Source organism: Streptomyces sp. NPDC027189 (assembly GCF_055566975.1).
On the sequence record NZ_JBVHRI010000014.1, the window covers coordinates 31,164 to 58,082 of the forward strand.

A 26,919-nucleotide genomic window follows, 5' to 3' on the forward strand; every position below is an offset into this window, starting at 1 on the left:
GCCCCGGCTGCCACCGGCCGCTCCTCGCTCTCGGAACCGTTCACGAGGACCTCCGAAGCGAGACCAGGTCCGACAGCTCGCGGTCGGTCAGTTCCGTCAGGGACGCCTCGCCGGAGCCGAGGATCGCGTCGGCCAGCGCCCGCTTCGCTTCGAGCATCTCGGCGATGCGGTCCTCCACCGTGCCCTCGGTGATGAGGCGGTGGACCTGGACGGGCTGGGTCTGGCCGATGCGGTAGGCGCGGTCGGTGGCCTGTTCCTCGACGGCGGGGTTCCACCAGCGGTCGAAGTGCACGACGTGGCCGGCCCGGGTCAGGTTCAGACCGGTGCCCGCGGCCCTGAGGGACAGCACCAGGACCGGGGTCGCCCCGCTCTGGAAACGGTCCACCATGTGTTCCCGCTCCGCGACCGGTGTGCCGCCGTGCAGGAGCTCCACGGGGACGGCACGGGCGGCGAGGTGCGCGGTGATGAGGCGGGCCATCCCCACGTACTGGGTGAAGACGAGTGCCGAACCGTCCTCGGCGAGCAGCGTGTCCAACAGCTCGTCGAGCAGGGCCAGTTTGCCGGAGCGGGCTGAGGGCCCGTGGGCGGCTCGGGCTTCCTCCTTGAGATACAGCGCCGGATGGTTGCAGATCTGCTTGAGGGAGGTGAGGAGTTTGAGGACCAGGCCCCGGCGCGCGATGCCCTCGGCGGTCTCGATCGCCAGCATCGACTCCCGGACCACCGCCTCGTAGAGGGAGGCCTGCTCGCGGGTCAGGGGGACGGGGTGGTCGGTCTCGGTCTTGGGCGGGAGCTCGGGGACGATCCCGGGGTCCGACTTCTTGCGGCGGAGCAGGAAGGGGCGGATCAGCCGGGCCAGGCGGGCCACCGCCTCCTCGTCCTCGCCGTTCTCCACGGCGCGCGCGTGCCGGGCCCGGAAGGACTTGAGGGGGCCGAGCAGTCCGGGGGTCGTCCAGTCCAGCAGGGCCCACAGTTCGGAGAGGTTGTTCTCCACGGGGGTGCCGGTGAGTGCCACGCGGGCGGGGGACGGGATGGTCCGCAGGGCCTTCGCCGTCGCCGAGTAAGGGTTCTTGACGTGCTGCGCCTCGTCCGCGACGACCATGCCCCACTTCTGCTGGGCGAGCCGCGGCGCGGTGGACCGCATCGTCCCGTATGTGGTGAGGACGAAGCCGCCGTCGAGGTCGTCGAGAGTGCGGTCGGGTCCGTGGAAGCGGCGGAAGGGAACGCCGGGCGCGAAACGGGCGATCTCCCGCTGCCAGTTGCCCAGCAGCGACGCCGGGCAGACCACCAGGGTCGGCTCGCTGTGGGCCCGCCGCAGGTGCAGCGCGATGACGGTGACGGTCTTTCCGAGCCCCATGTCGTCGGCGAGGCAGCCGCCCAGTCCGAGGGAGGTCATGAGGTCCAGCCAGGCGAGGCCGCGGAGTTGGTAGTCCCGAAGGCGGGCCTGAAGCTCCGGCGGCGGGTCCACGGAAGCCACGCCCGCCGTCAACCGGTCGCGCAGCGCGGCCAGCGCGCCGACCGGCACCGCATCGACCGTCTCGCCGTCGACATCGGCGCTGCCGGTGAGCGCCACGGACAGCGCGTCGACAGGGTCGAGCAGGCCCAGTTCGCGCTTGCGCGCCTTGCGGACGAGCGCCGGGTCGACGAGCACCCACTGGTCGCGCAGCCGGACGACCGGGCGGTGGGCCTCGGCCAGGGTGTCCATCTCGGCCTCGGTGAGCGGATCGCCGCCGAGGGCCAACTGCCAGCGGAACTGGAGCAGTTCCTCGCTCTCGAAGAACCCGGTGCCGTCCGTCGCCGACCCGGGCGCGGGGCGCACCACCGCTGCCGCGCTCAGGTCGTGGGCGAGGTCCCGGGGCCAGTGCACGGCGACTCCGGCCGCGCCGAGCCGGGTGGCCGCGACCCCGAGCAGATCGGACAACTCCTCCTCGGAGAGGGCGAGTACGTCGGGCACGTCCTGTGCGGACAGTCGGTCGAGCGGTGGCCAGACGCGGGCCGCGCGACGAACGGCGAGGGCCGCGTCGACGCGCGCGCGGGGGCCGAAGGTGGCGTCGGCCTCCCCCGCCCACAGGGATGTCGCGTCCACCACCAGGGTGGGGTCGGCGAGGCTGTGCACCTGAACGACGGCCGCGCCCGCGCGGCGCGCTCCCTCGTCGTCGTCGAAGAGCTGGTAGGCGGACAGGTCCAGGCGCAGCGAGATCCGTACACCCGCGTCCATGCCGGCGGCGACCTCGGCGGCCCAGTCGTGGGCACCGGTCAGCCGCTGCGGCTCGCTCGCCGCGAAGGGTTTCCCGGACGTGTACGGCGCGGCCGGGGTACGCGGCAGTGTGTCCGCGACCGCGTCCAGGAAGGACCGCATCAGTGCTTCCGGCTCGGGCAGCCGGAGCGGACCCTTGCCGGGGAGCGGGACGGCATGTCCCTCGTACGGGAGGGCCGCCGCAACCGCCCTGAGGTGGGCGATGTCGTCCTGGTCCAGCGGGCCCGCGCGCCATGCGTCGAGCCCCTCGGCCGTCAGCCCCGGCAGCAGCCGCCCGCGCGCGACGAGCCGCAGGGCATGCAGGGCGGCCGCGCCCCAGCAGGCCGTGGCGGGATGCGCGGCGGGGTCACGCCGGGCTCCGGCGAGCAGCGGCAGGGCCTCACCCACGGGCAGCGTCACGGCGGAGACGATGCCTCTGCGGACTCCGGGACCGTGGGGTCGTACGACCGTCAGCCGGGTCCGCTCACCGGACGGCGCCCCGTCGACCGGCTCACCCGACGCCGCACCCCCGACTCGCTCACCCGAGGACACCCCCGCGGCATGCTCCCCCGGCGCCGTGCCCCCGCCCTGCTCATCGGACGGCAGCGCGTCCCCGTCCGGATCCCAGAACGCGACCCGCCCCTCGCGCGGCAGCGGCGCGGGCAGGAAGACGGCGGCGAGCCGCACGGACAGTGATCGCACGGAAAGCGACCGCTCGGCCACCGCATCCACCCCGTCCCCCATACGCCCGGTCACCTCCCGCCCCTCAGTCGAATCAGTTGTCTTCGACTCTACGGGCGGGGTCTGACAATCGGCCTCGGCGACCGTGCCGGACCGGATCGGGACCGGTCAGGGAATCGTGCGCGAGACCACGTACACCATGGGGTGCTGGGGCCGGGACCAGTTCACGACGATGTCCTGCGTGGGCGCCGGGTCCTTCTGCTTGTGTACGAGACCGGACCACGGGCCGACGCCGGTGAACTCCCAGCCGACGACCTTCTGGTCGCGGGCACTGATGGTGATGTCGTCCTTCTTCAGCGCGTTCCGGCTGGTGCCGACGGTCTTGAGGAACCAGTCCAGGCCCGCGTCGGTGGTGCCGAACTGCACGTACAGGCGGCTGGTCTTCCAGTTGTTGGTCTCGTAGTAGGCGACCTCCGTGGAGTCCGCGGGCATGCGCACTTGGTACAGGCGGCGCTGGACGCGCGAGGGCCAGCCCGCGGTGAGGCCGGTCGCCGAGTACTTCTCCTCCTTCTGCTTGCCGCTGTTGCGGCTCTGGTTGGCGGAGACCACCAGATAGCCGGCCGGTACGCCGATGAGCAGCACGATGATCAGCAGCGTGAGGGCACGGCGGCGGAACTTGTGGCGTGGATCCTCCGGCGGCCGCCGTGGCTCGTCCGGCGGCGATGCCTGGCGCGGCAGCGAGGCCGTCACAGCGACCCCTGGGTCGTCCGGCGGGACTGCGTGTAGCGCTCGTACCGCTCGTAGCGCTCCACGCGGCGCCGCTTGGCGCGGCGGAAGCGGCGGGCGACGAGGCGGGCGAGGTCGGCGGCGCCGACCATGCCGGCCTCGGGGCCGAGCTGGGCGCGGGCGATACGAGCCTCGGGCCGGTAGCCGCGGCCCGTGAGGTGCCTGCGGAACGCGTCTCGCGCGGGGCCGATCAGCAGGTCGTCGGCCGCGCTGACGCCGCCGCCGATGACGAAGCAGGAAGGGTCCAGGGCGGCGGCCAGGTTCGCGATGCCCACGCCGAGCCACTGGCCGATGTCCTGGAGCAGCTCGATGCACATGGCGTCGCCCTCACGGGCCAGCTCGGTGATCATCGGGCCGGTGATGTCGGCGATGTTGCCCTTGACGTGCTCGATGATCCCGTACGCCACCGGGGAGTCCGCGGCGGCGAGCTCGCGGGCCTCGCGGACCAGCGCGTTGCCGGAGCTGTACTGCTCCCAGCAGCCGCGGTTGCCGCACGGGCAGCGGTGGCCGCCGGGCACGACCTGCATATGGCCGAACTCGCCGGCGACGCCGAACTTACCGCGCTTGACCTGGCCGTCCTCCAGGATCGCGCCGCCGATGCCGGTGCCGAGCGTGATCATGACGAGGTGGTCCTCGCCACGGCCGGCGCCGAAGCGCCACTCGGCCCAGGCCGCGGCGTTGGCGTCGTTGTCGACCAGGACGGGGACGGCGAGCCGCCCCGCGAGGCGATCACGCAGGGGCTCGTTGCGCCACGAGAGGTGGGGGGCGAACAGGATGCGGTTGCGCTCCGCGTCGACCCAGCCGGCGGCGCCGATGCCGACCGCGTGCACGTCGTGCCGGTCGGAGAGGTCCAGGACCAGCTCGACGATGGTGTCCTCAACGACCCTGGGGCTCTTGGACTTGTCCGGCGTCTCGGCGCGGACCTTCTCCAGGATGTTGCCGTCGGCGTCCACGACGCCCGCCATCACCTTCGTGCCGCCGATGTCGATGCCGACGGTGGGGACGCGGGGCGCCGTCAGGTGGGAACGGCGCTCGCGCGTCCCCACGGTCCGCAGGACGGTGGCCCGCGCGGAGCCGCGGTGTGCGAGGTCGCGGTAGGTGCTCATCGGGCCGATTCTGCCCTACGCTCCACCGGGGCTGCACTGTGGGAGCGCAGGGCCGCCTGTGACCTGCGGGCCGCCTGTGGCTGGTCGCGCCCCGCGGCGGAGCCGCAAATGTCACAGCCCCGCGCCCCTGTCGGAGCGCTCCTCACGAGGTGCGCTCCAGTTCGTGCCGCAGGTCCTCCAGCTCGCTTCCTCCCGCCATCTGGCGGGTCAGCTCGTCGAGGGTGATCTCGTCGCGGGCGTTGCTGCTGAACATGGTGCCGCGCTTCAGAAGCACGAAACGGTCGCCCACCAGATACGCGTGATGCGGATTGTGGGTGATCAACACAACACCCAGTCCGGCGTCCCGGGCGGCAGCCACATATTTGAGGACCACACCGGACTGCTTCACACCCAGGGCCGCGGTGGGTTCGTCGAGGACGAGGACCTTGGCGCCGAAGTAGACGGCGCGGGCGATCGCCACGCACTGACGCTCACCGCCGGAGAGGGTGCCGATGGGCTGGTCGACGTCGCGCAGGTCGATGCCCATGCGCAGGAGCTCCGCGTGGGTCGTCCTGCGCATGAAGTCGACGTCCATGCGCTTGAAGGGAACGACGCCCTTCCGGGGCTCGGAGCCGAGGAAGAAGTTCCGCCAGACCGGCATCAGCGGAACGACGGCGAGGTCCTGGTAGACCGTGGCGATCCCGTGGTCGAGGGCTTCGCGCGGGGACGACAGCCGGGTCTCCTCACCCTCGATGCGCAGGGTGCCCGCGTCGTGCTGATGGCGTCCGGCGATGATCTTGATGAGAGTGGACTTGCCGGCGCCGTTGTCGCCGAGCACGCAGGAGATCTCGCCCGCGTGGACTTCCAGCGAGACGCCTTCGAGGGCGCGGATGTTGCCGTAGTACTTGCTGACGTCGTCGAGTTCGACGAGAGCCGTACGGTCCGTGGAGGCCGAGTCGGTCGTCATGTTCGCGTCCGTGGTCACTTCGTCGCCTCCGCGCGCTTGCGGACCCAGTGGTTGAGCAGGGTCGCCAGGAGCAGCATCACTCCCAGGAAGAACTTGAACCAGTCCGGGTTCCATTCGGCGAACACGATGCCCTTACTGACCATGCCGAAGATCAGTGCGCCGACCGCCGCGCCGACCGCGGAGCCGTAGCCGCCGGTGATCAGACACCCGCCGATGACGGCCGCGATGATGTAGATCAGCTCGTTGCCGACGCCCTCGCCGGACTGCACGACGTCGAACGAGAACAGCAGGTGCTGGCCGGAGATCCAGGCGCCGAAGGCGACGCCCATGTAGAGCCCGATCTTGGTCTTGTCGACCGGGACGCCGACCGCTCGGGCCGCCTCCTCGCCGCCGCCGACGGCGTAGATCCAGTTGCCGACGCGGGTGCGCAGCAGGATCCAGGTGGCGACGGCGACCAGGGCCAGCCACCACAGGATGGTGATCTTGAAGTCGACGCCGCCGATGGTCAACGTCGAGGCGAAGACGTCCTTCGCGGAGGAGAAGCCCTCCATGTCGGAGATCGACTTCGTGGAGACCGTGCCGCTGATCAGCTTGGTGAAGCCGAGGTTCATGCCGGTCAGCATCAGGAAGGTGCCGAGCGTGATGATGAAGCTCGGCGGGTCGGTACGGGTCAGCATGACGCCGTTGAAGACGCCGATCGCCAGGGTGACGAGCAGCGAGACGAAGACGCCGACCCAGACGTTCGCGGTCATCTGGTAGCTGAACATCGAGGAGATCAGCGCTGAGCTGGTGACCATGACGCCGGCGGAGAGGTCGAACTCACCGCCGATCATCAGCAGGGCGACCGGGACCGCCATGATGCCGATGGTCGACGAGGCGTACAGGACCGTGCTGAGGCTCGCGGCCCGTACGAAGCTGTCCGCGAAGATCGCGAAGAACACGAAGACGGCGATCGCGCCGACCACGGAGCCGAGCTCGGGGCGGCCCATGAGCTTGCGCAGCGGCGAGGTCTTCAGGAGGCGTTCGTCGGCCTTGGTGCGCGGCGACGGAGCGGGTGCGGTGGTGCTCATCGGGTGCCCCGCTTCGTGTACTCCTCCAGGGCGGCGGCCTGGTCCTTGGTGATGATCTGCGGTCCGGTGAGGACCGGCTTGCCGCCGCCGAGGACGTCGCCGTTGTACTTGGAGAGCCAGAGCAGGTCCACGGCCTCGTACCCCTGGAGGTACGGCTGCTGGTCGACGGCGAAGCCGAGCGTTCCGTTCTTGAGCTCCCCGGCCACCTTCTCGTTGAGGTCGAAGGTGTCGATCTCGGCCTTGCTGCCCGCGTCCTCCTTGGCCTTCACCGCGGTGTCCGCGAAGGGGGCGCCGAGCGTGACGACCGAGTCGATGGACTTGTCGGCCTGCAGCTTTGCGCCGATGGAGGCCTGCACGTCGGGCATGCTGGTGCCCTGGACGTAGAGGTTCTGCACAGTGCCGTGGAAGGTCTTCTTGATGCCCGCGCAGCGCTGCTCGTGGCCGACGTTGCCCTGCTCGTGCAGGACGCACACGGTCTTCTTGCGACCCCGCCTGTTCAGTTCGTCACCGACCGCCTCACCGGCGATCGTCTCGTCCTGGCCGATGTGGGTGAGCGCGCCGAACGCCTTGGACTCCTCGGAGCCCGAGTTCACCGTGATCACGGGGATGCCGGCCTTCCGGGCGCGCGCGACGGCCGCCTTCATGGCGTCGGGCTTGGCGAGCGTGACGATGATGCCGTCGACCTGCTTGTCGACGGCGGCGTCCACGAGCTGCGCCTGCTGCTGTGCCTCGGCGTTGTGCGAGTACAGGAAGTTGATGTTGTCCTTGACCGCGGCCTGCTTGGCGCCGCTCTGCACGATGTCCCAGAAGGTGTCGCCGTCGCCCGAGTGGGTGATCATGGCGAAGGTCCACTTGGGCGTGTTCACCGCGGCCCTGCCCTGGGCTGCCGCCGCCTTGCGGGCGTCCTCGGCCCGCTTCCCGCCGGTGCTGCTGCATCCCGCGAGGGACACCCCCAGCGCCCCTGCGAGCGCGATGCTTACCCAGGTCCGAGTGCGTGCCACGAGGCCGTGCCCTTCTTACTTGCTCCTTGGTGCGCCGGGCCCTGCGGACTGACCCGGAGGGCCGTCACGTAGGCCCCTGGAACCGGTGTCTCACCGGCCCCAAACGTCCAAGTATCAATCACGGGGATCACGCACCCGACCAGCGGGTCCCGCGCGCGGTGGGCTTCCCAGGAGGCGGCACGCCCTTCCCGGTGACGATCACGGGGGCGTCATGGCCGTACGAGGAGCCGGAAAATCAGCGAGCCTTCAGGGCCGTACTCACCGAGCCGTCATGGCCGTACGAGGAGCTGGAACTCGAAGGAGTAGCGCGAGGCGCGGTAGATGTGGGAGCCGAACTCGACGGCTCGGCCGGTGTCGTCGAAAGTCGTGCGCTGCATGGTGAGCAGGGGCGCACCGGCCGGTTCGCCGAGCCGCTCGCCCTCCTCCGCGGTGGCCGCGCGGGCGCCGACGGACTGCCGGGCGCTGTGCAGAGTGATCCCCGCCGCGCGCATCAGCCGGTACAGGCCGGTGGCCTCCATCTGCGCGCTGTCCAGCTCCAGCAGGTCGGGCGGCAGATAGTTGCAGAGGTACGCCATCGGCTCTCCGTGCGCGAGGCGCAGCCGCTCCACACGGTGTACGTCGCCGCCCTCGGCCACGCCCAGGGCCGCCGCGACCTCGGCGGACGCGGGTACGACGGTGTTGACGAGCACCTGGGTCGCCGGACGCTGGCCCGCCGATTCCAGGTCGTCGTAGAGACTGCTGAGCTCCAGCGGGCGCTTGACCTGGCTGTGCACGACCTGGGTGCCCACGCCGCGGCGCCGTACGAGCAGGCCCTTGTCGACGAGGGACTGGATGGCCTGACGGACCGTGGGCCGGGACAGGCCGAGCCGCCCGGCGAGCTCGATCTCGTTGCCAAGGAGGCTGCCCGGGGTCAGCGTTCCGTGCTCGATCGCGGCCTCCAGCTGTTGGGACAGCTGGAAGTAGAGCGGGACCGGGCTGCTGCGGTCGACGCTGAGCTGGAGCGACACGGTCGGATCCACATCTGGTTTCGGCACGGCCCGAGCGTAGCTCCGGGAGATGTTGACGGGAAGTTGTGAAGTTCGATTGTCCGGACAAACCATTGACACGGCGCCGGGTCGGCCCGCACTTTGTTCCCATGCGCATCGGACTCATCGGAGCGGGTCGTATCGGTACATTCCACGCGACCACTCTCAGCCGTCACCGCGAGGTGGGCGGCTCCCTCATCGTCACGGACGCGGACACCGCGCGGGCCCATCGGCTGGCGGACCGCCTGGGCGCGACGGCGGCGCCCAGCGTGAACGAGATCTTCACCTGGGGCGTGGACGCGGTGGTCATCACGGCGGCGACTTCGGCCCACGGCGAACTGATCGGTCGGGCAGCACGGTCCGGGCTCCCGGTCTTCTGCGAGAAGCCCATCGCCCTCGATCTGCCGGGCACACTGACCGCGCTGGCCGAGGTCGACGCCGCCGGAACGGTTCTGCAGCTGGGCTTCCAGCGCCGCTTCGACGTGGGTTACACGGCCGCCCGCGAGGCGGTGCGGTCGGGACGGCTCGGCCGGCTGCACACGGTCCGGGCGATGACGTCCGACCAGTCGCCGCCCCCGGTCGACTATCTCCCGCTCTCCGGCGGGCTCTACCGGGACTGCCTGATCCACGACTTCGACATACTGCGCTGGGTCACCGGCCGCGAGGTCGTCGAGGTGTACGCGACCGGCTCGGACGCCGGACCCGCGATGTTCCGCGAGGCGGGTGACATCGACACCGCCGCGGCCGTGCTCACCTTCGACGACGGAATGCTGGCCACGGCGACGGCGACCCGGATGAACGGCGCCGGCTACGACGTCCGGATGGAGCTCGCCGGCGAACTCGACCAGATCGCCGTCGGCCTCGACGACCGTACGCCAATCGCGTCCACCGAACCGGCCGGGCCGCCGCCCGCCGACAAGCCGTGGATGGGCTTCCTGGAGCGCTTCGGCCCGGCGTACGAGACCGAGCTCGCCGCGTTCGTCGAGGTCGTCCGTGGTGAGCGCGCCAATCCGTGCGACGGCCGTGAGGCGTTGGAGGCGCTGCGTATCGCCGAGGCGTGTGTGCTGTCGCGGGGGGAGCGGCGCCCGGTGCGGCTCGCGGAGATCCCGGGCGGACGGGACTGAGCCGAGCACCCCGGTGCGCGCCTCACACAAGGAGGCGCACCGCCGGGCTCTGCGAGTCGACTCCGAGTACCCCGTCGCAGTGCTTGCACTTCAGCTCGTGCGGGCGCATCAGGTTGGTCTGGATGCTGTCGGTCCCCGACTCCTTGGCGTCCTGGCAGTAGTAGCCGAGGTGCAGCCGGATCCAGGGGTGGCTGGTGGGCGCCGCCGCCTTGTTGCCGTCCCGGGTGTCGGTGAAGGGCGCCCACCAGAAGTCGAGCAGGGCACGGACCGCCAGCCGCTCCCGGCCGTTGGTGGTGTCGAACGCGGCGATCCTGGCGGCGGTGTGGTGCCGCTTGAAGCCGCTGCGGCTGCCTGAGCAAAGTGCCCGCTCGGCCCCGCGCTCGAAGACGGTCGTACGGCCAGTGCGCTCACAGATGAAGCAGTCCAGCGCGAACTCCAGCGTGGAACGCCAGTACAGCTGGTGGGCGTCCGCACCATGCAGCCCCGTGCCGGTCAGCTCCGCGGTGATCTCCGCCGTACGCTGCACGGATGACGCTCCTCTCGTCGAAGGGGGCCGCTCACCAGCGCACCGGCAGGCTCCGCAGGCCGCGCATCAGCATGCCGGACAGCCAGTCCCCAGGGGGTCCGTCGAGCGCGAGATCCGGGCATCGCTCCAGCAGGGAGCGCAGCGCGACCCGGGCTTCGAGGCGGGCCAGGGGCGCGCCCAGGCAGTAGTGGATGCCGTGTCCGAAGGCGAGATGGCCCTGCGGGGCGCGGTGGATGTCGAAGCGGTGCGGATCCGGGCAGTACGACGCGTCGCGGTCGGCGGCGTCGAGGCCGATCATCACCGGGTCGCCCGCCGCGATGGACCTGCCGCCGATCTCCATCGGCTCGGCCGCGTAGCGGTACGTCGCCGTCTCCACCGGTCCCTCGAAGCGCAGGACCTCCTCCACCGTGCCGTCGAGGAGGGCCATGTCGGCCCGCAGCGCGGCGAGTTGGTCCGGGTGGGTGAGCAGGGTGTGCACCGCGGTCGTGATCAGGTTGACCGTCGTCTCGTGGCCCGCGACCAGCAGGATGAACGCCATCCCGCGCAGTTCGGCGTGCGAGAGGCGGTCGCCGTCCTGCGCGCGGGTGCGGATGAGGGCGCTGAGCAGGTCATCGGCCGGTGCCGCGCAGCGCTTGTCCTCGATCAACTCGTCGAGATATGCCGCGAGTTGCTCGACGGCGGCGAGTTCGGCGTCTCCGTCGGACGGTGCCACGATCTCGTTCGACATGGCCCGGAAGGCCTCCCGGTCGATGTCGGGGACGCCGAGGAGCTCGCAGATGACCGTGATGGGCAGCGGATAGGCGAAGGAATCCACGAGGTCGGTGCGGCCCTTCGGCAGCATCGCGTCCAGCAACCCGTCGGTGATCTGCTGGACGCGCGGGCGCAGCGCCTCAACGCGCCGCATGGTGAACGCGCCCGCGACGAGCGAGCGCAGCCGGGTGTGCTCGGGCGGGTCGCTGATCAGCACATACCGGCCCATCAGCTCCTCTTCGTACGAGCTGAGTCCCCTCTTGGTGCTGTCCTTGGACAGCCTCGGGTCGGCGAGGGCGGCTCGCGCCTCCTCGTACCCCACGACGAGCCAGCCCTCGTACGCACCGGGTGGCGGCGTGCGCACCCAGTGCACGGCACCCCGCTCGCGCAGTGCCGCGTACACCGGATACGGGTCCCTCGTGAACCACGCCCCGTACTCCCCCAGATCGATCATGGTTCCTCCTCCCGTTGCCCCGACCAACGATCGCGGCCCCCGATCAGTGCCCGTCCTGCGCTCTGCGCCCCGTCCTCGGCTCAGCGCCCGTCCTCCTCCAGAAGCCCGGCGTCGTACGTCAACAGGGCTATCTGCACGCGGTTGTTGAGGCCGAGCTTGGCGAGGATGCGCGAGACGTGGGTCTTGACCGTGGCGACGCTCATGAAGAGCTCGGCGGCGATCTCCGCGTTCGACCTGCCTTGTCCCACGGCGACGGCGACCTCGCGTTCCCGGTCGTTGAGGGCGGCGACCCGGTCGCGGGCAGTCGTGCGACGGGTGTCGGGCGCGCCGCCGGCCGCGTGTGCCATCAACTGACGGGTGACGGTGGGCGAGAGCACGGGATCACCGGCCGCGACCCGCCTCACCGCCGCGAGGATCTCCGCGGGCGGGGTGTCCTTCAGTACGAACCCGGCCGCCCCCGCGCGCAGCGCCCGCAATACCTGGTCGTCGGCGTGGAAGGTGGTCAGAACCACGACCTGCGGCGCCTCCTGGCGGCCGCGCAGCCTCTCCGTGGCGGTGAGTCCGTCGACCGACCGCATCCGGATGTCCATCAGGACGACGTCCGGTCGGGTGCGGTCGACGAGCGCTTCCACCTCGCTCCCGTCGGCGGCCTCTCCGACGATCTCGATGTCGTCGGCGCCGCCCATCATGAGGGACAGGCCGGCTCTCACCAAGGGGTCGTCGTCGACGAGCAGCAGTCGGATCGCAGTCATGGGATCCACCTAACCAGGTCGCCCGCCCTCGACCGGGGCGCCTCCGTTCAGGACGTCTCAAATCAGCGCCGCCAGATCCCTTTCCCCGGCGCGCGTGCTCCTTGCACCGCACGCGACTCACCTCTGATCCCCAGAATGCCGCGCGGGCCGCGAAGCCGGGGCAAGAATGCCCGTGAGTGTCCGCCAAGTCGCGACGGGCGGGGATTCCGGGCACCTGGACGGCGACTTGACGGCGATTTGACGAGGACCGCGGGCCTCGCGCGAGTGCGCCCCGCGGTGGAAGGAACCTTGGCCATGCGTGCCGCTTATGTCGAACAACTCGGCCCTCCCGACGTCATTCGCTACGGAGAGCTCGCCGCACCCGTGCCAGGTCCCGACGAGGTCCTCGTCGACGTACGGGCCACCACGGTCAACCCCGTCGACGCCTTTGTCCCTTCAGGGGTCTTCCGTACGCCGCTGGAATTCCCCTTCGTCATCGGCCGGGACCTGGTGGGCACGGTCGCGTCGGCCGGGGGCGGGTTCGCCGTCGGCGACGCCGTGTGGTGCAACAGCCTTGGCCACGGGGGCCGTCAGGGTGCGGCGGCCGAGCAGGCGGCAGTGGCCGTCGACCGGCTCTACCCGCTCCCTCCGGGCGTACCTCCCGAAGTCGCCGTGGCTGTGGTCCACCCGGCCGCTGCCGCGTATCTCGCCCTGTTCGCCCACGGTGGCCTGTGCTCCGGCGAGACGGTGCTGGTCGGTGGCGCCGCGGGAAACGTGGGCGCCGCGCTGGTGGTCCTCGCCGTCCGCGCGGGTGCCCGTGTCATCGCGACGGCGTCGGCGCGCGACCACGGCTACTGCCGGGGCCTGGGAGCCTCCGAGGTGGTGGACTACCGCGATCCCGAGCTCACGCGGCGCCTCGCGGAGCTGGCCCCCGGCGGAGTCGACCTCCATGTCGACACCTCCGGGCACAACGACCTCGCCTCCGCCGTCGCGCTGCTCGCCCATCGCGGCCGTATCGTCCTGATGGCCGGCGCCAAGGACGAACCCGTCCTCCCGGTGGGTCCCCTCTACATGAAGGACGCGTCCGTACGGGGCTTCGCCATCTCCCACGCCACCACCGGGGAGCTCGCGTCGGCGGCGACCACCCTCAACGACCTCTTCTCCCGGGATCTGCTCCGCCCCCGCACCACGGAAACGCTGCCGCTCAGCGCCGCGGCGGAGGTCCACCGGCGCATGGAACGTGGCGAACTCCATGGCATGCGGGTGGTCCTGCGCACGGACTCCTGAGCCGTCGTGGGGGGGCGGCAGGCGGATTTCGCCCCCTCCGCCCCTGCCCGTCCCGTCCCTGGGGGCTACGCCCCGAGACCCCGCCAAAGGACTGCGCAGTTCCCCGCGCCCCTTTAGAGGCGCGGGGAACTGCGCGAGCAACCCCCACCCACCGGCAGCCGAAAGGCTGGTACGGGACAGGCTGGGGCGGAGGGGGCGAAAGAACCACCCAGGGCCGGCACTCCCGCCGTCAGCCGGCCCACGGCAGCCACGCCCTCACCAGGAAGCCCCCGTCCCCCTCGGCCCCGTGCTCCAACCAGCCCCCGGCCAGCGTCGCCCGCTCCGTCAGCCCGATCAGTCCCTGACCCGAGCCGGGGACATGAGGGACGTCACCCGGCGGTGCGGGATTGCCGACGGAGATGGTCAGGCCGTCTCCGGAGGCCCCGCGAACCGTCACCGTCACCTCCGCGCCCGGCGCGTGCTTGCGGGCGTTGGTCAGGCCCTCCTGGGCGATCCGGTACGCGGTGCGTCCGACGGACGCGGGGACGGCGGCCGGATCGGTGACGCGGTTGTCGAGGACGACCTTCATGCCGGCCGAGCGGGACTCGGTGACCAGCCCGTCGAGCGCGGCGAGCGTCGGCTGCGGCCGCCCGGCGTCGTCGGAGTCCCCGGCCCGCAGCACACCGATGATCTCCCGCAGGTCCTGCAGCGCCTCGTGCGCGCTCTCCCGGATCACCCCGGCCGCCCGCGCGACCTCCTCCCGGGGCGCGTCCGGCCGGAACTCCAGGGCCCCCGCGTGCACACTCAGCAGGGTGAGCCGGTGCGCGAGCACGTCGTGCATCTCGCGCGCGATGGCCTCGCGCGCGAGCCGCTGCGCCTGCTCGGCCCGCAGCGCCGCCTCGGTCTCGGCCCGCCGCGCCCGGTCCCGCAGACTCAGCATCAGCTGACGCTTGGAGCGTACGAACATGCCCCAGCCGATCACCGCCGAGGTGAACAGCGCGGTGACGGCGACGGCGGCGAGGTACGGCAGATCGGGGTCGGGGCGAAGCCAGAAGAAAGCGGGAACCAGCGCGAGTTGCGCGCCGGCGAGCCAAGCCACGTATTTGAAGGGCCGGTGCACGGCGAGAGTGAAGAGGGCGACCATGCCCGCGCCGCCGGCGGTGTTCGAGACCAGTCCGACGGGGATCATGGCGATGGCGAGCCCCAGTGGCCATCGGCGCCGGAACCAGACCGCCGCGCAGGCGAGCGCGCCGAGCCACTGGTCGGTGACGACGAGGCCGTGCGGGGTGTTCGGGTCGTGGGTCAGCGTGTCCGCGGCCGCCAGGCCGATGGCGACGGCCAGCAGGAAGCACCCGAAGTCGACGACCCAGTCGCGCACGGTACGCCGTGGCCGTCCGGAGCGGCCGGCGCGCTCGGCGTCGGGGTCGAGCTCGGCGACCACGGCCGAGGGCAGCAGCCACCGCCGCCCCGGCAGCGCCGGGGCCTCGGGCCCCATCCACCCGGTCGCCCCTGCCGACGAAGTCGCCGGCTCACGCGCCGGATTGTCATCACTCACGGTCGACAAATCTACGCAGGCGCGCCCGCCGCCACCTCCCCGAGACCGGGATCACCGACCAAAGTCGCACCCCTTCAGACTTTCGTACGACCCTTGTCACCAGGACCGGCGACTTCGGCCGGACATGCCTCGCCCCGCGGCCGATGAACGTGGGGGGTCCGCGGGGCGAGGGTCATCACATGAAGCAGATTCTGGAGCTACTCGGTTTTGTCGCCCTGGTTCAGGGCGCGCTGGGCCTGGTGCACGAGATCACCGGCCGACTGCACGGGTGGGGGCTCGTACAGCGGTTCGGCTTCCTCGACGGCTACGAGATCTACGCGAGCGTCGCACTCCTGGTACTGGCGTTCGCGCTGTTCGCGGCCGCCGAGAGCCGGAAGTCCGGCTGAACGCGGACCGGACTTCCGGCGGACAGGATCACCGGTGCGTCAGCAGCCGAAGTCGATCAGATCGAACGTGGCGTAGTGATCCGCGGTGTAGTAGTCCTCCTGGGACTCCTCACCGGTGACGATGCGCCGTGCACCGCGCGTCGAGGAGCCGGGCGTGATCACCGTGTACTCGTGGTAGTAGCCCGTGGACTGGGAGGGCAGGACACCCTCCCGGTTCTGGAAGACGGTGCCGTCCTGGGAGTAGGGGAAGGGACCGCCCGACGCGATGAGGTCGAGCGTGTCGTACGCCTGGGACGGCAGGTCGCTGTAACAGATGCTGCCCACGGAGGTGGCCGCCGCGTTGGCGGGGGCTACGGCGGTACCACCGATGAGCAGGGCGGACATGAGGGCGACCAGAGCGCCGATACGAGTGGTGCGTGGGGGGAATCTCATGGACTCAGGATGACGCGCGTAGACCATGGCATGTCAATGTCAAGGGTGATGTTTTCTCCCGCCAAGTCCGATGAATTTTCCGGGAGTTAACCTGTCGCGCGCCGTCCCCACGCGGTCCCCGCGAGCACAAGTACGCCGCCCACGAGGCCCACCGCCCCGAGGCGTTCACCGCCGAGGGCGAACCCCGCCGCGGCGGCCCACAAGGGCTCGGTTCCGAGGAGCAGGCTCACCCGGGACGGCGAGGTCCGGCGCACCGCCCACATCTGCACGAAGAAGGCGAACAGCGTGCAGAACGCGGAGAGGAACAGCAGCCCCGTCCACTCCCGCGCACCGAATCCCGCGGCAGTGCTCCACGGCGTGGCGTCGGCGCCGGTCGACAGCACGGCGAACACCGCCACGGCGGCGCCCAGTTGGACGGTGGTCAGCGACAGCGCGTCGGCGCCCTGGACGGACTTGATGCGGGACATCGCGAGCACGTGCACGGTCCGGGCGAGGGCCGCGAGGAGCATCAGCAGGTCGCCGAGCGAGGGCCGGGTGAAGCCGCCGCCCTGGGTGAGCAGCACGACGCCGAGCACGGAGACACCGGCCGCGGCGAGGAACGCGCGTGAAGGGCGTACGCGGGTGACGGCCGCTTCGGCGAGCGGCGTGAAGATCATGGTGAGGCTGATGATGAGGCCGGCGTTGGTCGCCGAGGTGTGGACGACACCGTATGTCTCCAGGAGGAAGATCCCGCTCAGGATCAGCCCGAGCACTCCGGCTCCGCGCCACTGCGACGCCGTCAGGGCCCGCAGCGCTCGCCATCCCGCGGTCACCAGCACCGGCAGCACAACCGCGAAACGCAGCACCAGGACAGCGATCACCGTCCGCGCCGTGGTGATGTCCTTGGCGGCGAGATAGCTGGCGCCCCACACCACGGCCACGAGCAGCAGGGGCAGATCGGTGAGCCAGGCGCGGCGGGGCACGAGCGCGCCGGGTACGGCGATCGACGACATGGGAGCGGCTCCGGGTCTCCTGCGGACGGGCATGCGTGGAGACGGCGGCGGCTCGCACGGGAACGATCACCGTACCTATGCGACGACGCAGTGACTAGGCGTTTTCCGGGAGCTCGTACGAGCCGTACTCCGGGCGGCCCGCCGGGTCGTACGACTGGATGGAGACCCCGGCGGCGGTGACGCGGCCGCCGGTGTGCCGGAAGGCCGTCGGGACGCCGCCCTCGGGGAACAGGCGCAGGCCGGCGCCGAGTACGACCGGGAAGGTCAGCACGTGGATCGTGTCGACGAGGTCCAGGGCGAGCAGGGACTGGACGAGGGCTCCGCTGCCGTGAACCTGGAGTTCGCCGTCGGTGCGCTCCTTGAGGTCGGTGACCTCCTTGGCGAGGTCGCCGCCGATCACGGTCGTGCCGGCCCAGTCGGGGTCGGTGAGGCTGGACGAGGCGACGTACTTCGGCAGCGCGTTCAGCTTGGAGGCGACCGGGTCGGCCGGGTCGGTCACCTTCGGCCAGAACGAGGCGAAGGTGTCGTACGTACGGCGGCCGAGCAGGAAGGCGCCCACGCGGCCGAAGACCTCGTTGATGAACCGGCCGAAGTCGTCGTCGCCGTACGGAAAACTCCAGCCGCCGTGCTCGAAGCCGCCGCGAGGGTCCTCCTGGGGGCCGCCGGGGGCCTGGTAGACGCCGTCGAGAGTGACGAAGATGGTGGAGACGAGCTTGCCCATGGCGGGTGCCTGCTTTCTGGTGCGAGGTCCGTTGTCATCACTTCAGACCCCGCCCGCGCCCGCAACTCATCGCTTCATCCGGCGTGCGTCGAGAACAGTCCTCCGGTCGGGCCCTGCTTGTCGCCGCCCTGGGCCTTCTTCAGGGCGTTGGCGAGGCTCTCGATGGTCAGGGACTGCAAGATCACGCGCCCGTTGCCCTCCAGGGTGGCCAGGGACAGCCCTTCACCTCCGAAGACGGCGTTCATGAGCCCCTGGCGGTTGATGCCTCCGACGCGCTGGACGCCGTACTGGATGCCCTCCTCGAAGGCGACGACGCAGCCCGTGTCGACCTCGATGCGCCCGCCGAAGTCCGCCGGGTTGAGGTCGATGAAATTGCCCGCACCGGCGATGATCACGGTCCCGCGCCCGGTGAACTTCTCCAGGATGAAGCCCTCGCCCCCGCTGCGCCCGGTCCGGCCGCCCTGGAAGGCGATCCCGAACTCCACGCTCGACTCGGCCGCCACGAAGGCGTCCTTCTCCGCGAACCACGCGCGCGTGCCGTCGAGCTCCAGGGCGCGCATCTCGCCGGGCAGCACGCCCGCGAAGCCGACGGTGCCCTCGCCTCCTGTCGACGTGAAGTACTGGAACGCCAACGACTCGCCCGCGAGCGCGCGCTGCCCGACCTGCATGGCCGTGCCCATGGCCTGGCGCAGCATGCCGCCCATGCCTCCGCCGCCACCGCCGCCGGGCTGCTGGCCGCCCCCGCCGCCCGATGGACCAAAGAGGCGGGTCTCCATGGTCACGTTCGTCGTCTTGAAGAGGAACTTTCCCGCCTCGCAGTACACGGTCTGGCCGGGGCTCAGGTTGACGACAGCCATCTGCATGGCGTTGCCGACGATTTCTTGCTGAAGAGTCACGCCGGGAGAACGCGGGAAGTGGAGCGAAGAATTCCGGCCATCGGGACGCGGTCCCCGGTGACCCGAGTTCGGTGTCCGTTCGCCGCCAGCACCTCGCTGCCCAGGCCGCTGAGATGGACGCATGACCTCACAAGAAACCATGACTTCGCAAGGAGCCACGAACGGCAAGGTGGCCCTGGTGACCGGCGGGAGCCGGGGCATCGGTGCGGCGACGGCGGTGCGGCTCGCGCGGGAAGGCGCGGACGTCGCCCTCACCTACGTGAACGGCAAGGAGGCGGCGGAAGACGTCGTACGCGCCGTCGAGGCCCTCGGGCGACGCGGGCTCGCCCTGCGGGCGGACTCCGCGGATCCGGAGGAGGCCGGCGGCGCCGTGCGGCGGACGGTGGAGGCGCTCGGCGGCCTCGACATCCTGGTGAACAACGTGGGCGTCGGACTGCTCGCCCCCTTGCAGAGCCTGTCCCTCGCCGATGTCGACCGGGTCCTGGCCGTGAACGTACGCGGTGTCTTCCTCGCCTCCCAGGCCGCCGCCGCCCGCATGGACCGCGGCGCGCGAATCATCACCGTCGGCACCTGTATGACACAGCGGGTGCCCGGGCCCGGCGGAACCCTGTACGCGACGAGCAAGTCCGCCCTGATCGGCCTGACCAAGGCTCTGGCGCGGGAGCTGGGTGATCGCGGGATCACCGCGAACATCGTGCATCCCGGGCCGATCGACACGGACATGAATCCGGCGGACGGGCCGTACGCGCCCGGTCAGGCCGCGACGACCGCACTGGGGCGGTTCGGGGTGGCGGGTGAGGTGGCCTCGGTGGTGGCCTATCTGGCGGGGGCGGAGGCGGCGTACGTCACGGGGGCGGAGTTTGCGGTGGACGGGGGGTACGCGGCGTAGAGACGGTTTGATTCGTCCCCGCCGCTCCTACCCGTCCCTGGGGGCTCCGCCCCCAGACCCCCGCTCAAAGATCGCGCAGTTCCCCGCGCCCCGCTACGGGTGCGGGGAACTGCGAAAGGCGCTTGTCAGCCGCCCAGTTCCTGGTGGCGGGCCGCCAGGCCTGACGCGCCTTCCGCCGTCAGGGAGCCGTACAGGCGCAGTCGGGAGATGCCACCGTCGGGGAAGATGTCCACGCGCGCGTGGGTGGCGACGGTGGTGGTTGCGAGAGTGAAGCGGTGGTTGGTGTCGGGCTGGAGGCGGGTGCGGGGGAGGATTTCCGTCCAGTCGCCGTCGGCGCCGTTCTTCACCGACACCGACGCCCACCCGGCCGAGTTGCCCTTCAAGTACGCCGTGTCGATCTCGATCGCGCGGATCTCGGACTGGCCGACGAGCTGGTAACGGATCCAGTCGTTCCCGGTGTCGCGGCGGCGACGCGTCTCCCAGCCGTCGTCCATCTTGCGGGACCGGCCCGGCTGGATGGTGTTGGTGGCGGGCGAGTAGAAGAGGTTGGACGCGTCCTCGACCTGACCGCCGTTCTCCAGGGCGACGACGTCGAAGGTGCCGAGGACGGACAGCCACGTCGGGTCGGGCACGACCTCGCCGTAGACCCGCAGGCGGGCGATACCCCCGTCGGGGTGCTGGTTGACGCGCAGGTGCGTGAAGCGCTGCTCGACGGAGACGGCGAAGCCGTTCGCCGCGTGGCCGCCGACCGCCGTGCGCGGCACGAGCGTCGTCCACTTCACGTCGTCGGCGAGGAGTTCCTCGGGAGACGGGGAGCCGGGTACCGACGCGCCTTCGACCGACACCGCCTGCGGGTAGTTGCCACGGAAGTGGGCCGTGTCGACCACGATCCCGCGGATCACGCCGGGCGCGCCGAGGCGGACCAGCGCCCAGTCGTGGTCCTCGGCCGTCGGCCACGGGTGTTCGGCCGAGGCGCCACGGCGCCGGCGCGTCTCCCAGCCGTCCATGATCTTGCCCTTGTGGCCGAAATGCTCGGGGTCGAACTCGGCGGCCTCGGGCACGAGAAGGTTCTCGCGCTGGGCGAAGAACTCGTCGTTGGCGGCGATGACACCCGCGCCGAGCTGCCGGTCGGCGAGGTTGGCGTACTGGGTGAAGGGGAAGTCGGCGGTGCGGTAGTCCGCGTACGGGTCGCCGCCTCCGTAGGGATTCGCGTCGCCGGTGAAATGAGGTATCGCCGTCACGGTGATCAGGTCTGCCTTTCGAGGGTCGGCCGCTGCGGGTGCGGGGCGGGTGCGCGGATTTACGGGTGGCGGGTCAGGAGCTGCCCGGTCGGCTCGCCGAACTCGCCCTCGGCCACGATGCGTTCGCCGCGCAGCCAGGTGGACTTGACGACGCCGCTGAGGGTCTTGCCCGCGTACGCCGTGACCCGGTTGCGGTGCTGGAGCGCGGCGGGGTCCACGGTGAAGGTCTCGTCGGGCGCGAGGACCGCGAAGTCGGCGTCGCGGCCCGCCTCGATGGCGCCCTTGCGGTCGTCGAGGCCGACCAGTTGCGCGGTGCGCGAGGACATCCAGCGGACCACGTCCTCCAGGCCGTGGCCGCGCTTGCGGGCCTCCGTCCAGACGGCGGAGAGGCTCAGCTGAAGGCCGGAGATGCCGCCCCACGCGGTGGCGAAGTCGTCGGTCTTCAGGTCGGCCGTCGACGGTGAGTGATCGGTGACGACGCAGTCGATGGTGCCGTCGGCGAGCGCCCGCCACAGCAGGTCCTGGTTGGCGGCCTCGCGGATGGGCGGGCAGCACTTGAACTCGCTGGCTCCGTCCGGGACTTCCTCGGCGGTGAGCGTGAGGTAGTGCGGGCAGGTCTCCACGGTGAGCCGTACGCCCTCGGCCTTCGCGGCGGCGATCAGCGGCAGCGCGTCGCTGGACGACAGGTGCAGCACGTGCACGCGCGCGTTGAGGCGCTTGGCCTGGGCGATGAGGTTCTCGATGGCGGTGTCCTCGGCGTCGCGCGGGCGCGAGGCGAGGAAGTCGGCGTACTTCTGGCCGCCCTTGTGAGGAGCGGCGGCGAGGTGGTGCGGGTCCTCGGCGTGGACGATCAGCAGGCCGCCGAAGCCGGCGACCTCGGCGAGCGACTGGGCGAGCTGTTCCTGGTCCAGCTCGGGGAACTCGTCCACGCCCGAGGGCGACAGGAACGCCTTGAAGCCGAAGACGCCCGCGTCGTGCAGCGGCCGCAGGTCCTTCACGTTGTCGGGCAGGGCGCCGCCCCAGAAGCCGACGTCGATGTGCGCCTTGGAGCGGGCGACGTCCTTCTTGGTACGAAGGTTGTCGGCTGTCGTCGTCGGCGGGAGGGAGTTGAGCGGCATGTCGATGAGGGTGGTGATGCCACCGGCGGCCGCGGCGCGCGTCGCGGTCCAGAAGCCCTCCCACTCCGTGCGGCCCGGGTCGTTCACATGGACGTGGGTGTCGACGAGGCCGGGCAGCAGGACATCGTCGCCGAAGTCCTCGAGGCGTGCACCGGTCGGCACCTCGGCGTCGTGCGCGAGCACGGCCGTGATCTTCCCCGCGGCGACCGCGACCGATGCGGCGCGCGTCCCTTCGGGAGTGATGACGCGCGTCGAGCGCAGCACCAGTTCGACGTCGGACACCCGGACCCCTCTCTCTGCCGCTGTTGACTCCCGATACCGCGGGTTCACGTCCACGTAACGAAATTCAACGTTCTGTTGAAGGAGTCTTCACTCCGACCTACGCGCAGTCAAGGGCACACCCCTCCACTCTGCCCCCGATGCGCACCCTCTGGACGTTTCCACAAAGCGGAATTAGAATTCCGTGAAGCAGAACGTAGCTACACACAACCAGGCAGTCAACCGACTGCCGGGTAGGCTGCACGTGCCCACCCGTCACCCGCCACCGCCCTATTCGAGGCCCTGCGGGCCGCACCTCTCGATTCTGAGCCGTGAAAGGACCGCGCCCGTGCCGACGTCCAGCGCCAGCACCACCGACGCCGCCAAAACATCCGCCCCCAGTGGCGGCGTCCAGTCCCTCGAGCGCGCCTTCGACCTGCTCGAGCGCATGGCGGACGCCGGGGGCGAGGTCGGCCTGAGCGAGCTCTCCGCGAGCAGCGGCCTGCCGCTGCCCACCATCCACCGGCTCATGCGCACGCTGGTGGCCTGCGGTTACGTACGCCAGCAGCCCAACCGCCGATACGCGCTGGGCCCCCGCCTGATCCGGCTCGGCGAGTCCGCCTCCCGGCTGCTCGGCACCTGGGCCCGCCCCTACCTGGCCCGCCTCGTGGAGGAGACCGGCGAGACGGCGAACATGGCGCTGCTCGACGGGGACGAGATCGTCTACGTCGCACAGGTGCCGTCGAAGCACTCGATGCGCATGTTCACCGAGGTGGGCCGTCGCGTGCTGCCGCACTCCACGGGCGTGGGCAAGGCGCTGCTCGCGCACACCCCGGCCGACGAGGTGCGATCGCTGCTGGCGCGTACGGGCATGCCCGCCGCGACGGAGAAGACGATCACCACGCCGGACGGCTTCCTCGACGCGCTCGACGAGGTGCGCCGGCTCGGCTACGCGGTCGACGACAACGAGCAGGAGATAGGAGTCCGCTGCCTGGCCGTCTCCGTGCCCGACTCCCCCACCGCCGCCGCCATTTCGATCTCCGGCCCGGCGGGCCGTGTCACCGAGGCGGCCACGGACAAGATCGTGCCCGTGCTGCAGCAGGTCGCGGCCGAGCTGTCGGAGGCGCTGGCGAGCTCGGGCCCCGGAGCCTGATCAGGCCGTCACCTCAGGCGCCGGCTGCCTGTCGCCGGTCGTCCGTTGCCGGTCGTCCGTTGCCGGTCGTCCGTCGTCGGCCGTCCGTTGCCGGTCGACCGCCGCCTGCCGAGCCGGTGTGTCGATCCGCCCGTCCGCCATCTCCCGTACCGCGTCCGCCTCCCCGAGGTGGGCGCGGTCGTGCGTCGCTCGCGGGGCTCCTCGCGCTGGCCGCGGTCCGTTCCGGGGACAGCGCGCACCCCCTGGCCGTCGTGCTGTCGGCCCTCGGGATGGGCTCGGTGTTCACGGCGGGCGTGTGCACCCCGGCGGTGCGCCGCTCACGGCGTTCGGCCGCGGCGTGGCTGGCCGCCCTCAGCGCGAGCCGGCTGGTGCTCCTCACCCTCTCGCCGGACGGCCTGTGGGTGGCGTTCCCGCTCCACTTCCTGCAGTAGCACCTGCTGCCCGTGCGCTGGAGTCTGCCCGCGGTCGCCCTGACCGCCGCGGCGGCCATCACGAGCTTCCTGGCGCACGGCTCGCACATCACGCCGGGCGCGTTCATCGGCCCGCTCCTCGGGGCGGCGGTCGCGGTGGCCACGGAGCGAGCGGTCATCCGGAGAGGCTGAATCGGCCGGGACGGAGGTGTACGGCTATCGCCGCGGCGGTTCGCCGAACAGCTCCACCGCGCTGCGGACATCGGCGAGGCTCGTCGCCAGTGCGCTGACCGAGCCGATCGCGGCCGCGATCAGGAGCAGGGAGCGGCGCAGCCGGGGGATCTCGGGGATGCCGGTGACGGCCATCGCGGCGAGGGCCGCGAGTTCGTCCTCGGCTATGCCGCGGTCGGGGAACTCGGCCGGGTGCGCGGCGAGTTCACGGCGCAGCCGGGAGACGGCGGTGCGCAGTTCCGCAACTCTCGGATCCTCGTCGCTGCCGGTCACTGGCCTCTGCCCCAAGCTCCGCAACACAGCTCTCCCCCCTCGCACGCCTTTGTGCGTCAGTCCTTTGTACGTCGACCCCCAGGGCGGTGGTCGGGCGCCGGGGGACGCGGGCCAGTAAACGCCACCCCGTGCGCCGGGCGCCACTCCGCGGACCGAAATTCAGCCCATGGACACCACAGGGCTCGCCCGGGTTCCGGGGCGCGCTCCGGCCGGGTCGGGTATGCAGGGGACATGACGGAGAACAAAGACCAGGTGGCCGGGCTGTTGTTGGCGGCCGGCGGCGGGCGGCGCCTCGGGGGTCGCCCCAAGGCACTCCTGTCCCACCGGGGACGGCCTCTTGTCGAACACGCGGTCGAAGTCCTGCTTGCGGGGGGCTGCACCCGGGTCCATGTGGTTCTGGGCGCCCAGGCCGATGCCGTACGGGAGCGGGCGGAACTGTCGGGGTGCGTCCTTGTCGACAACCCGGAGTGGGAGGAGGGGATGGGCTCCTCATTGCGGGCGGGGCTGGACTCGCTGGCCGGCACGGAGGCGCGGGCCGCTCTGGTGTCACTCGTCGATCAGCCCGGGATCGGGCGGGAGGCGGTGGCCCGGGTTCTGGCCGCCTACGAGTCACCGCTGTCACTCGCGGCGGCGGCGTACGACGGAGAGCGCGGTCACCCGGTGCTCTTCGGCGCAGGTCACTGGGCCGGGATCGCGGCGACCGCCACCGGCGACCGCGGGGCACGCGCCTATCTGAAGGCGCACGAGGACGCGATCACGCTCGTCGAGTGCGGCGATGTGGCACAGGCGTACGACATCGACACGGAAGGCGATCTGATCCACCTTGAGTGAGCATGGTGGCACCGAGCGCCATCTTGCCTCGACTCAGAGAATCTCGACATCAACAAACCATTGAACTTCCACCATGAGGAAACTAGTATCCACTGCTCAGAAGCGCTGGACCGCCCCGAAGGCGCGGTCAGCCGCATCCGGTGCCCGTGGCACCCAGTGCCGTATGTACGCAGCTCGCTGAAGGAAGTGACAGCTCATGTCCGCACCAGCGCCGTCCCCGCTGGCCATCGTCGACGCCGAGCCCCTGCCCCGGCAGGAAGAGGTCCTCACCGAAGCGGCCCTCGCCTTCGTGGCCGAGCTGCACCGACTGTTCACGCCCCGACGTGACGAGCTCCTCACCCGCCGTTCGGAGCGCCGCGCCGAGATCGCCCGCACCTCCACACTCGACTTCCTTCCGGAGACCGCCGCGATCCGCGCGGACGACTCCTGGAAGGTGGCCCCCGCTCCGGCCGCCCTGAACGACCGCCGTGTCGAGATCACCGGCCCCACCGACCGCAAGATGACCATCAACGCCCTCAACTCGGGCGCCAAGGTCTGGCTCGCGGACTTCGAGGACGCCTCGGCGCCCACCTGGGAGAACGTGATCACCGGTCAGCTCAACCTGATCGACGCGTACACCCGGAACATCGACTTCACCGACCCGAAGTCCGGCAAGTCGTACGCCCTGAAGGCGAACGACGAGCTCGCGACGGTCGTCATGCGCCCGCGCGGCTGGCACCTGAACGAGCGCCACCTCGTCGACGCGGACGGCAAGCCCGTCCCGGGCGGGCTCGTCGACTTCGGCCTCTACTTCTTCCACAACGCGCAGCGCCTGCTCGACCTCGGCAAGGGCCCGTACTTCTACCTCCCGAAGACCGAGTCGCACCTGGAGGCCCGCCTCTGGAACGACGTCTTCGTCTTCGCGCAGGACTACGTCGGCATCCCGCAGGGCACGGTCCGCGCGACCGTCCTGATCGAGACGATCACGGCCGCGTACGAGATGGAGGAGATCCTCTACGAACTCCGTGACCACGCCGCCGGGTTGAACGCGGGCCGCTGGGACTACCTCTTCTCCATCGTGAAGAACTTCCGTGACGGCGGCCAGAAGTTCGTGCTGCCGGACCGCAACGCGGTCACGATGACGGCCCCGTTCATGCGCGCGTACACCGAACTGCTCGTCCGCACCTGCCACAAGCGCGGTGCGCACGCGATCGGCGGCATGGCGGCGTTCATCCCCTCGCGTCGCGACGAAGAGGTCAACAAGGTCGCCTTCGAGAAGGTCAAGGCCGACAAGGACCGCGAGGCGAGCGACGGCTTCGACGGTTCGTGGGTGGCCCACCCGGACCTGGTGCCGATCGCGATGGCCTCCTTCGACGCGGTCCTCGGCGACAAGCCCAACCAGAAGGACCGGCTGCGCGAGGACGTCTCCGTCGCCGCCGGCGACCTGATCGCCGTCGACTCCCTCGACGCCAGGCCCACGTACGACGGTCTGGTCAACGCCGTCCAGGTCGGCATCCGCTACATCGAGGCCTGGCTGCGCGGCCTCGGCGCGGTCGCCATCTTCAATCTGATGGAGGACGCGGCCACCGCCGAGATCTCCCGCTCGCAGATCTGGCAGTGGATCAACGCGGGCGTCGAGTTCGAACACGACGGAAAGTCCCTGAAGGCCACGCCGGAGCTGGCCCGCGAGGTCGCCGCCGAGGAGCTGGCGAACATCCGCGCAGAGATCGGCGAGGAGGCCTTCGCGGCCGGCCACTGGCAGCAGGCCCACGACCTGCTCCTGCAGGTCGCGCTCGACGAGGACTACGCGGACTTCCTGACCCTGCCCGCCTACGAGCAGCTGGCCGGCTGAACC

The 26,919-nt window shown here is 70.9% G+C and carries 25 protein-coding genes and 1 pseudogene; 8 read left to right on the forward strand and 18 right to left on the reverse strand.

Annotation, left to right across the window (positions count from 1 at the left end):
* Positions 1-40 precede the first annotated feature (40 nt).
* From ACZ4RZ_RS29345 to ACZ4RZ_RS29375, 7 genes are all read right to left on the reverse strand, one after another.
* Positions 41-2,977, reverse strand: coding sequence for a DEAD/DEAH box helicase (locus ACZ4RZ_RS29345; protein ID WP_467749395.1), 2,937 nt, complete (start codon positions 2,975-2,977; stop codon positions 41-43).
* A gap of 105 nt (positions 2,978-3,082) precedes the next feature.
* Positions 3,083-3,664, reverse strand: a complete 582-nt coding sequence (locus tag ACZ4RZ_RS29350; protein WP_467749036.1) for a sugar kinase — start codon at positions 3,662-3,664, stop codon at positions 3,083-3,085.
* Entirely contained in the window at positions 3,661-4,806 is a 1,146-nt protein-coding gene (locus tag ACZ4RZ_RS29355) for an ROK family glucokinase (RefSeq protein ID WP_467749037.1), read from the reverse strand. The genes ACZ4RZ_RS29350 and ACZ4RZ_RS29355 overlap by 4 nt, the downstream gene beginning before the upstream one ends.
* A gap of 142 nt (positions 4,807-4,948) precedes the next feature.
* Positions 4,949-5,752 (reverse strand): ATP-binding cassette domain-containing protein, encoded by an 804-nt coding sequence (locus ACZ4RZ_RS29360; RefSeq protein WP_467749397.1) that lies wholly within the window; start codon positions 5,750-5,752, stop codon positions 4,949-4,951.
* Positions 5,753-5,766: 14 nt separating this feature from the next.
* Positions 5,767-6,822 carry an ABC transporter permease gene (locus ACZ4RZ_RS29365; protein WP_467749039.1) on the reverse strand — a complete coding sequence of 352 codons (1,056 nt, stop codon included), beginning with the start codon at positions 6,820-6,822 and terminating at the stop codon, positions 5,767-5,769.
* Complete coding sequence (locus ACZ4RZ_RS29370) at positions 6,819-7,823, reverse strand: sugar ABC transporter substrate-binding protein (protein ID WP_467749041.1); 1,005 nt, start codon at positions 7,821-7,823, stop codon at positions 6,819-6,821. The genes ACZ4RZ_RS29365 and ACZ4RZ_RS29370 overlap by 4 nt, the downstream gene beginning before the upstream one ends.
* Before the next feature lie 269 nt (positions 7,824-8,092).
* Positions 8,093-8,830: a GntR family transcriptional regulator gene (locus ACZ4RZ_RS29375; RefSeq protein WP_467749399.1), complete on the reverse strand. Its 738-nt coding sequence runs from the start codon at positions 8,828-8,830 to the stop codon at positions 8,093-8,095.
* Positions 8,831-8,958: 128 nt separating this feature from the next.
* On the opposite strand from ACZ4RZ_RS29375, the gene ACZ4RZ_RS29380 reads away from it, so the two are divergent.
* Complete coding sequence (locus ACZ4RZ_RS29380; protein ID WP_467749042.1) at positions 8,959-9,972, forward strand: Gfo/Idh/MocA family protein; 1,014 nt, start codon at positions 8,959-8,961, stop codon at positions 9,970-9,972.
* Positions 9,973-9,994: 22 nt separating this feature from the next.
* Here ACZ4RZ_RS29380 and ACZ4RZ_RS29385 read toward each other — a convergent pair whose 3' ends face one another.
* The 3 genes from ACZ4RZ_RS29385 to ACZ4RZ_RS29395 form a co-directional block, all read right to left on the reverse strand.
* Positions 9,995-10,498, reverse strand: a complete 504-nt coding sequence (locus ACZ4RZ_RS29385; RefSeq protein ID WP_467749044.1) for a hypothetical protein — start codon at positions 10,496-10,498, stop codon at positions 9,995-9,997.
* Positions 10,499-10,529: 31 nt separating this feature from the next.
* Positions 10,530-11,702, reverse strand: a complete 1,173-nt coding sequence (locus tag ACZ4RZ_RS29390) for a cytochrome P450 family protein (RefSeq protein ID WP_467749046.1) — start codon at positions 11,700-11,702, stop codon at positions 10,530-10,532.
* Positions 11,703-11,782: 80 nt separating this feature from the next.
* The gene (locus ACZ4RZ_RS29395) at positions 11,783-12,454 is read right to left on the reverse strand and encodes a response regulator (protein WP_467749048.1); all 672 of its coding nucleotides are present in this window, start codon (positions 12,452-12,454) and stop codon (positions 11,783-11,785) included.
* Positions 12,455-12,748: 294 nt separating this feature from the next.
* Between ACZ4RZ_RS29395 and ACZ4RZ_RS29400 the strand changes: the two genes are divergently transcribed.
* Complete coding sequence (locus ACZ4RZ_RS29400) at positions 12,749-13,720, forward strand: NADPH:quinone reductase (protein ID WP_467749050.1); 972 nt, start codon at positions 12,749-12,751, stop codon at positions 13,718-13,720.
* A 229-nt stretch (positions 13,721-13,949) separates the two neighbouring features.
* On the opposite strand, the gene ACZ4RZ_RS29405 is transcribed toward ACZ4RZ_RS29400, so the two are convergent.
* Entirely contained in the window at positions 13,950-15,194 is a 1,245-nt protein-coding gene (locus ACZ4RZ_RS29405) for a sensor histidine kinase (protein WP_467749401.1), read from the reverse strand.
* Positions 15,195-15,433: 239 nt separating this feature from the next.
* Between ACZ4RZ_RS29405 and ACZ4RZ_RS29410 the strand changes: the two genes are divergently transcribed.
* Positions 15,434-15,640 (forward strand): hypothetical protein, encoded by a 207-nt coding sequence (locus ACZ4RZ_RS29410; protein ID WP_467749052.1) that lies wholly within the window; start codon positions 15,434-15,436, stop codon positions 15,638-15,640.
* A 39-nt stretch (positions 15,641-15,679) separates the two neighbouring features.
* Here the strand turns inward: ACZ4RZ_RS29410 and ACZ4RZ_RS29415 are convergent, their stop codons facing one another.
* The 4 genes from ACZ4RZ_RS29415 to ACZ4RZ_RS29430 all read right to left on the reverse strand — a co-directional run bounded on the left by ACZ4RZ_RS29415 (position 15,680) and on the right by ACZ4RZ_RS29430 (position 18,681).
* On the reverse strand, positions 15,680-16,072 hold the full coding sequence (locus ACZ4RZ_RS29415; protein WP_467749054.1) for a guanyl-specific ribonuclease: 393 nt from the start codon (positions 16,070-16,072) through the stop codon (positions 15,680-15,682).
* 86 nt (positions 16,073-16,158) lie between these two features.
* Entirely contained in the window at positions 16,159-17,064 is a 906-nt protein-coding gene (locus ACZ4RZ_RS29420; RefSeq protein ID WP_467749056.1) for a DMT family transporter, read from the reverse strand.
* A gap of 94 nt (positions 17,065-17,158) precedes the next feature.
* The gene (locus ACZ4RZ_RS29425) at positions 17,159-17,785 is read right to left on the reverse strand and encodes a dihydrofolate reductase family protein (protein ID WP_467749058.1); all 627 of its coding nucleotides are present in this window, start codon (positions 17,783-17,785) and stop codon (positions 17,159-17,161) included.
* A gap of 74 nt (positions 17,786-17,859) precedes the next feature.
* Positions 17,860-18,681, reverse strand: coding sequence for an AIM24 family protein (locus ACZ4RZ_RS29430; RefSeq protein WP_467749059.1), 822 nt, complete (start codon positions 18,679-18,681; stop codon positions 17,860-17,862).
* A gap of 139 nt (positions 18,682-18,820) precedes the next feature.
* Between ACZ4RZ_RS29430 and ACZ4RZ_RS29435 the strand changes: the two genes are divergently transcribed.
* Positions 18,821-19,570, forward strand: a complete 750-nt coding sequence (locus tag ACZ4RZ_RS29435; RefSeq protein WP_467749061.1) for an SDR family oxidoreductase — start codon at positions 18,821-18,823, stop codon at positions 19,568-19,570.
* A 125-nt stretch (positions 19,571-19,695) separates the two neighbouring features.
* On the opposite strand, the gene alc is transcribed toward ACZ4RZ_RS29435, so the two are convergent.
* Positions 19,696-20,811 (reverse strand): allantoicase, encoded by a 1,116-nt coding sequence (gene alc / locus ACZ4RZ_RS29440; RefSeq protein WP_467749063.1) that lies wholly within the window; start codon positions 20,809-20,811, stop codon positions 19,696-19,698.
* 59 nt (positions 20,812-20,870) lie between these two features.
* Positions 20,871-22,211, reverse strand: coding sequence for an allantoinase AllB (gene allB / locus ACZ4RZ_RS29445; RefSeq protein ID WP_467749065.1), 1,341 nt, complete (start codon positions 22,209-22,211; stop codon positions 20,871-20,873).
* A 325-nt stretch (positions 22,212-22,536) separates the two neighbouring features.
* Here allB and ACZ4RZ_RS29450 point away from each other — a divergent pair, with 325 nt between their 5' ends.
* Positions 22,537-23,340 (forward strand): IclR family transcriptional regulator, encoded by an 804-nt coding sequence (locus tag ACZ4RZ_RS29450; protein ID WP_467749067.1) that lies wholly within the window; start codon positions 22,537-22,539, stop codon positions 23,338-23,340.
* A gap of 182 nt (positions 23,341-23,522) precedes the next feature.
* Positions 23,523-23,915 (forward strand): annotated as a pseudogene (locus tag ACZ4RZ_RS29455) (sensor histidine kinase); the annotation flags it as partial.
* A gap of 51 nt (positions 23,916-23,966) precedes the next feature.
* Here the strand turns inward: ACZ4RZ_RS29455 and ACZ4RZ_RS29460 are convergent.
* Positions 23,967-24,281 carry a DUF5955 family protein gene (locus tag ACZ4RZ_RS29460; RefSeq protein ID WP_467749068.1) on the reverse strand — a complete coding sequence of 105 codons (315 nt, stop codon included), beginning with the start codon at positions 24,279-24,281 and terminating at the stop codon, positions 23,967-23,969.
* Between the two features lie 204 nt (positions 24,282-24,485).
* Between ACZ4RZ_RS29460 and ACZ4RZ_RS29465 the strand changes: the two genes are divergently transcribed.
* Both ACZ4RZ_RS29465 and aceB read left to right on the forward strand, forming a co-directional pair.
* Positions 24,486-25,085: a nucleotidyltransferase family protein gene (locus ACZ4RZ_RS29465; protein WP_467749070.1), complete on the forward strand. Its 600-nt coding sequence runs from the start codon at positions 24,486-24,488 to the stop codon at positions 25,083-25,085.
* 196 nt (positions 25,086-25,281) lie between these two features.
* On the forward strand, positions 25,282-26,916 hold the full coding sequence (aceB, locus tag ACZ4RZ_RS29470; RefSeq protein WP_467749072.1) for a malate synthase A: 1,635 nt from the start codon (positions 25,282-25,284) through the stop codon (positions 26,914-26,916).
* Positions 26,917-26,919 lie beyond the last annotated feature (3 nt).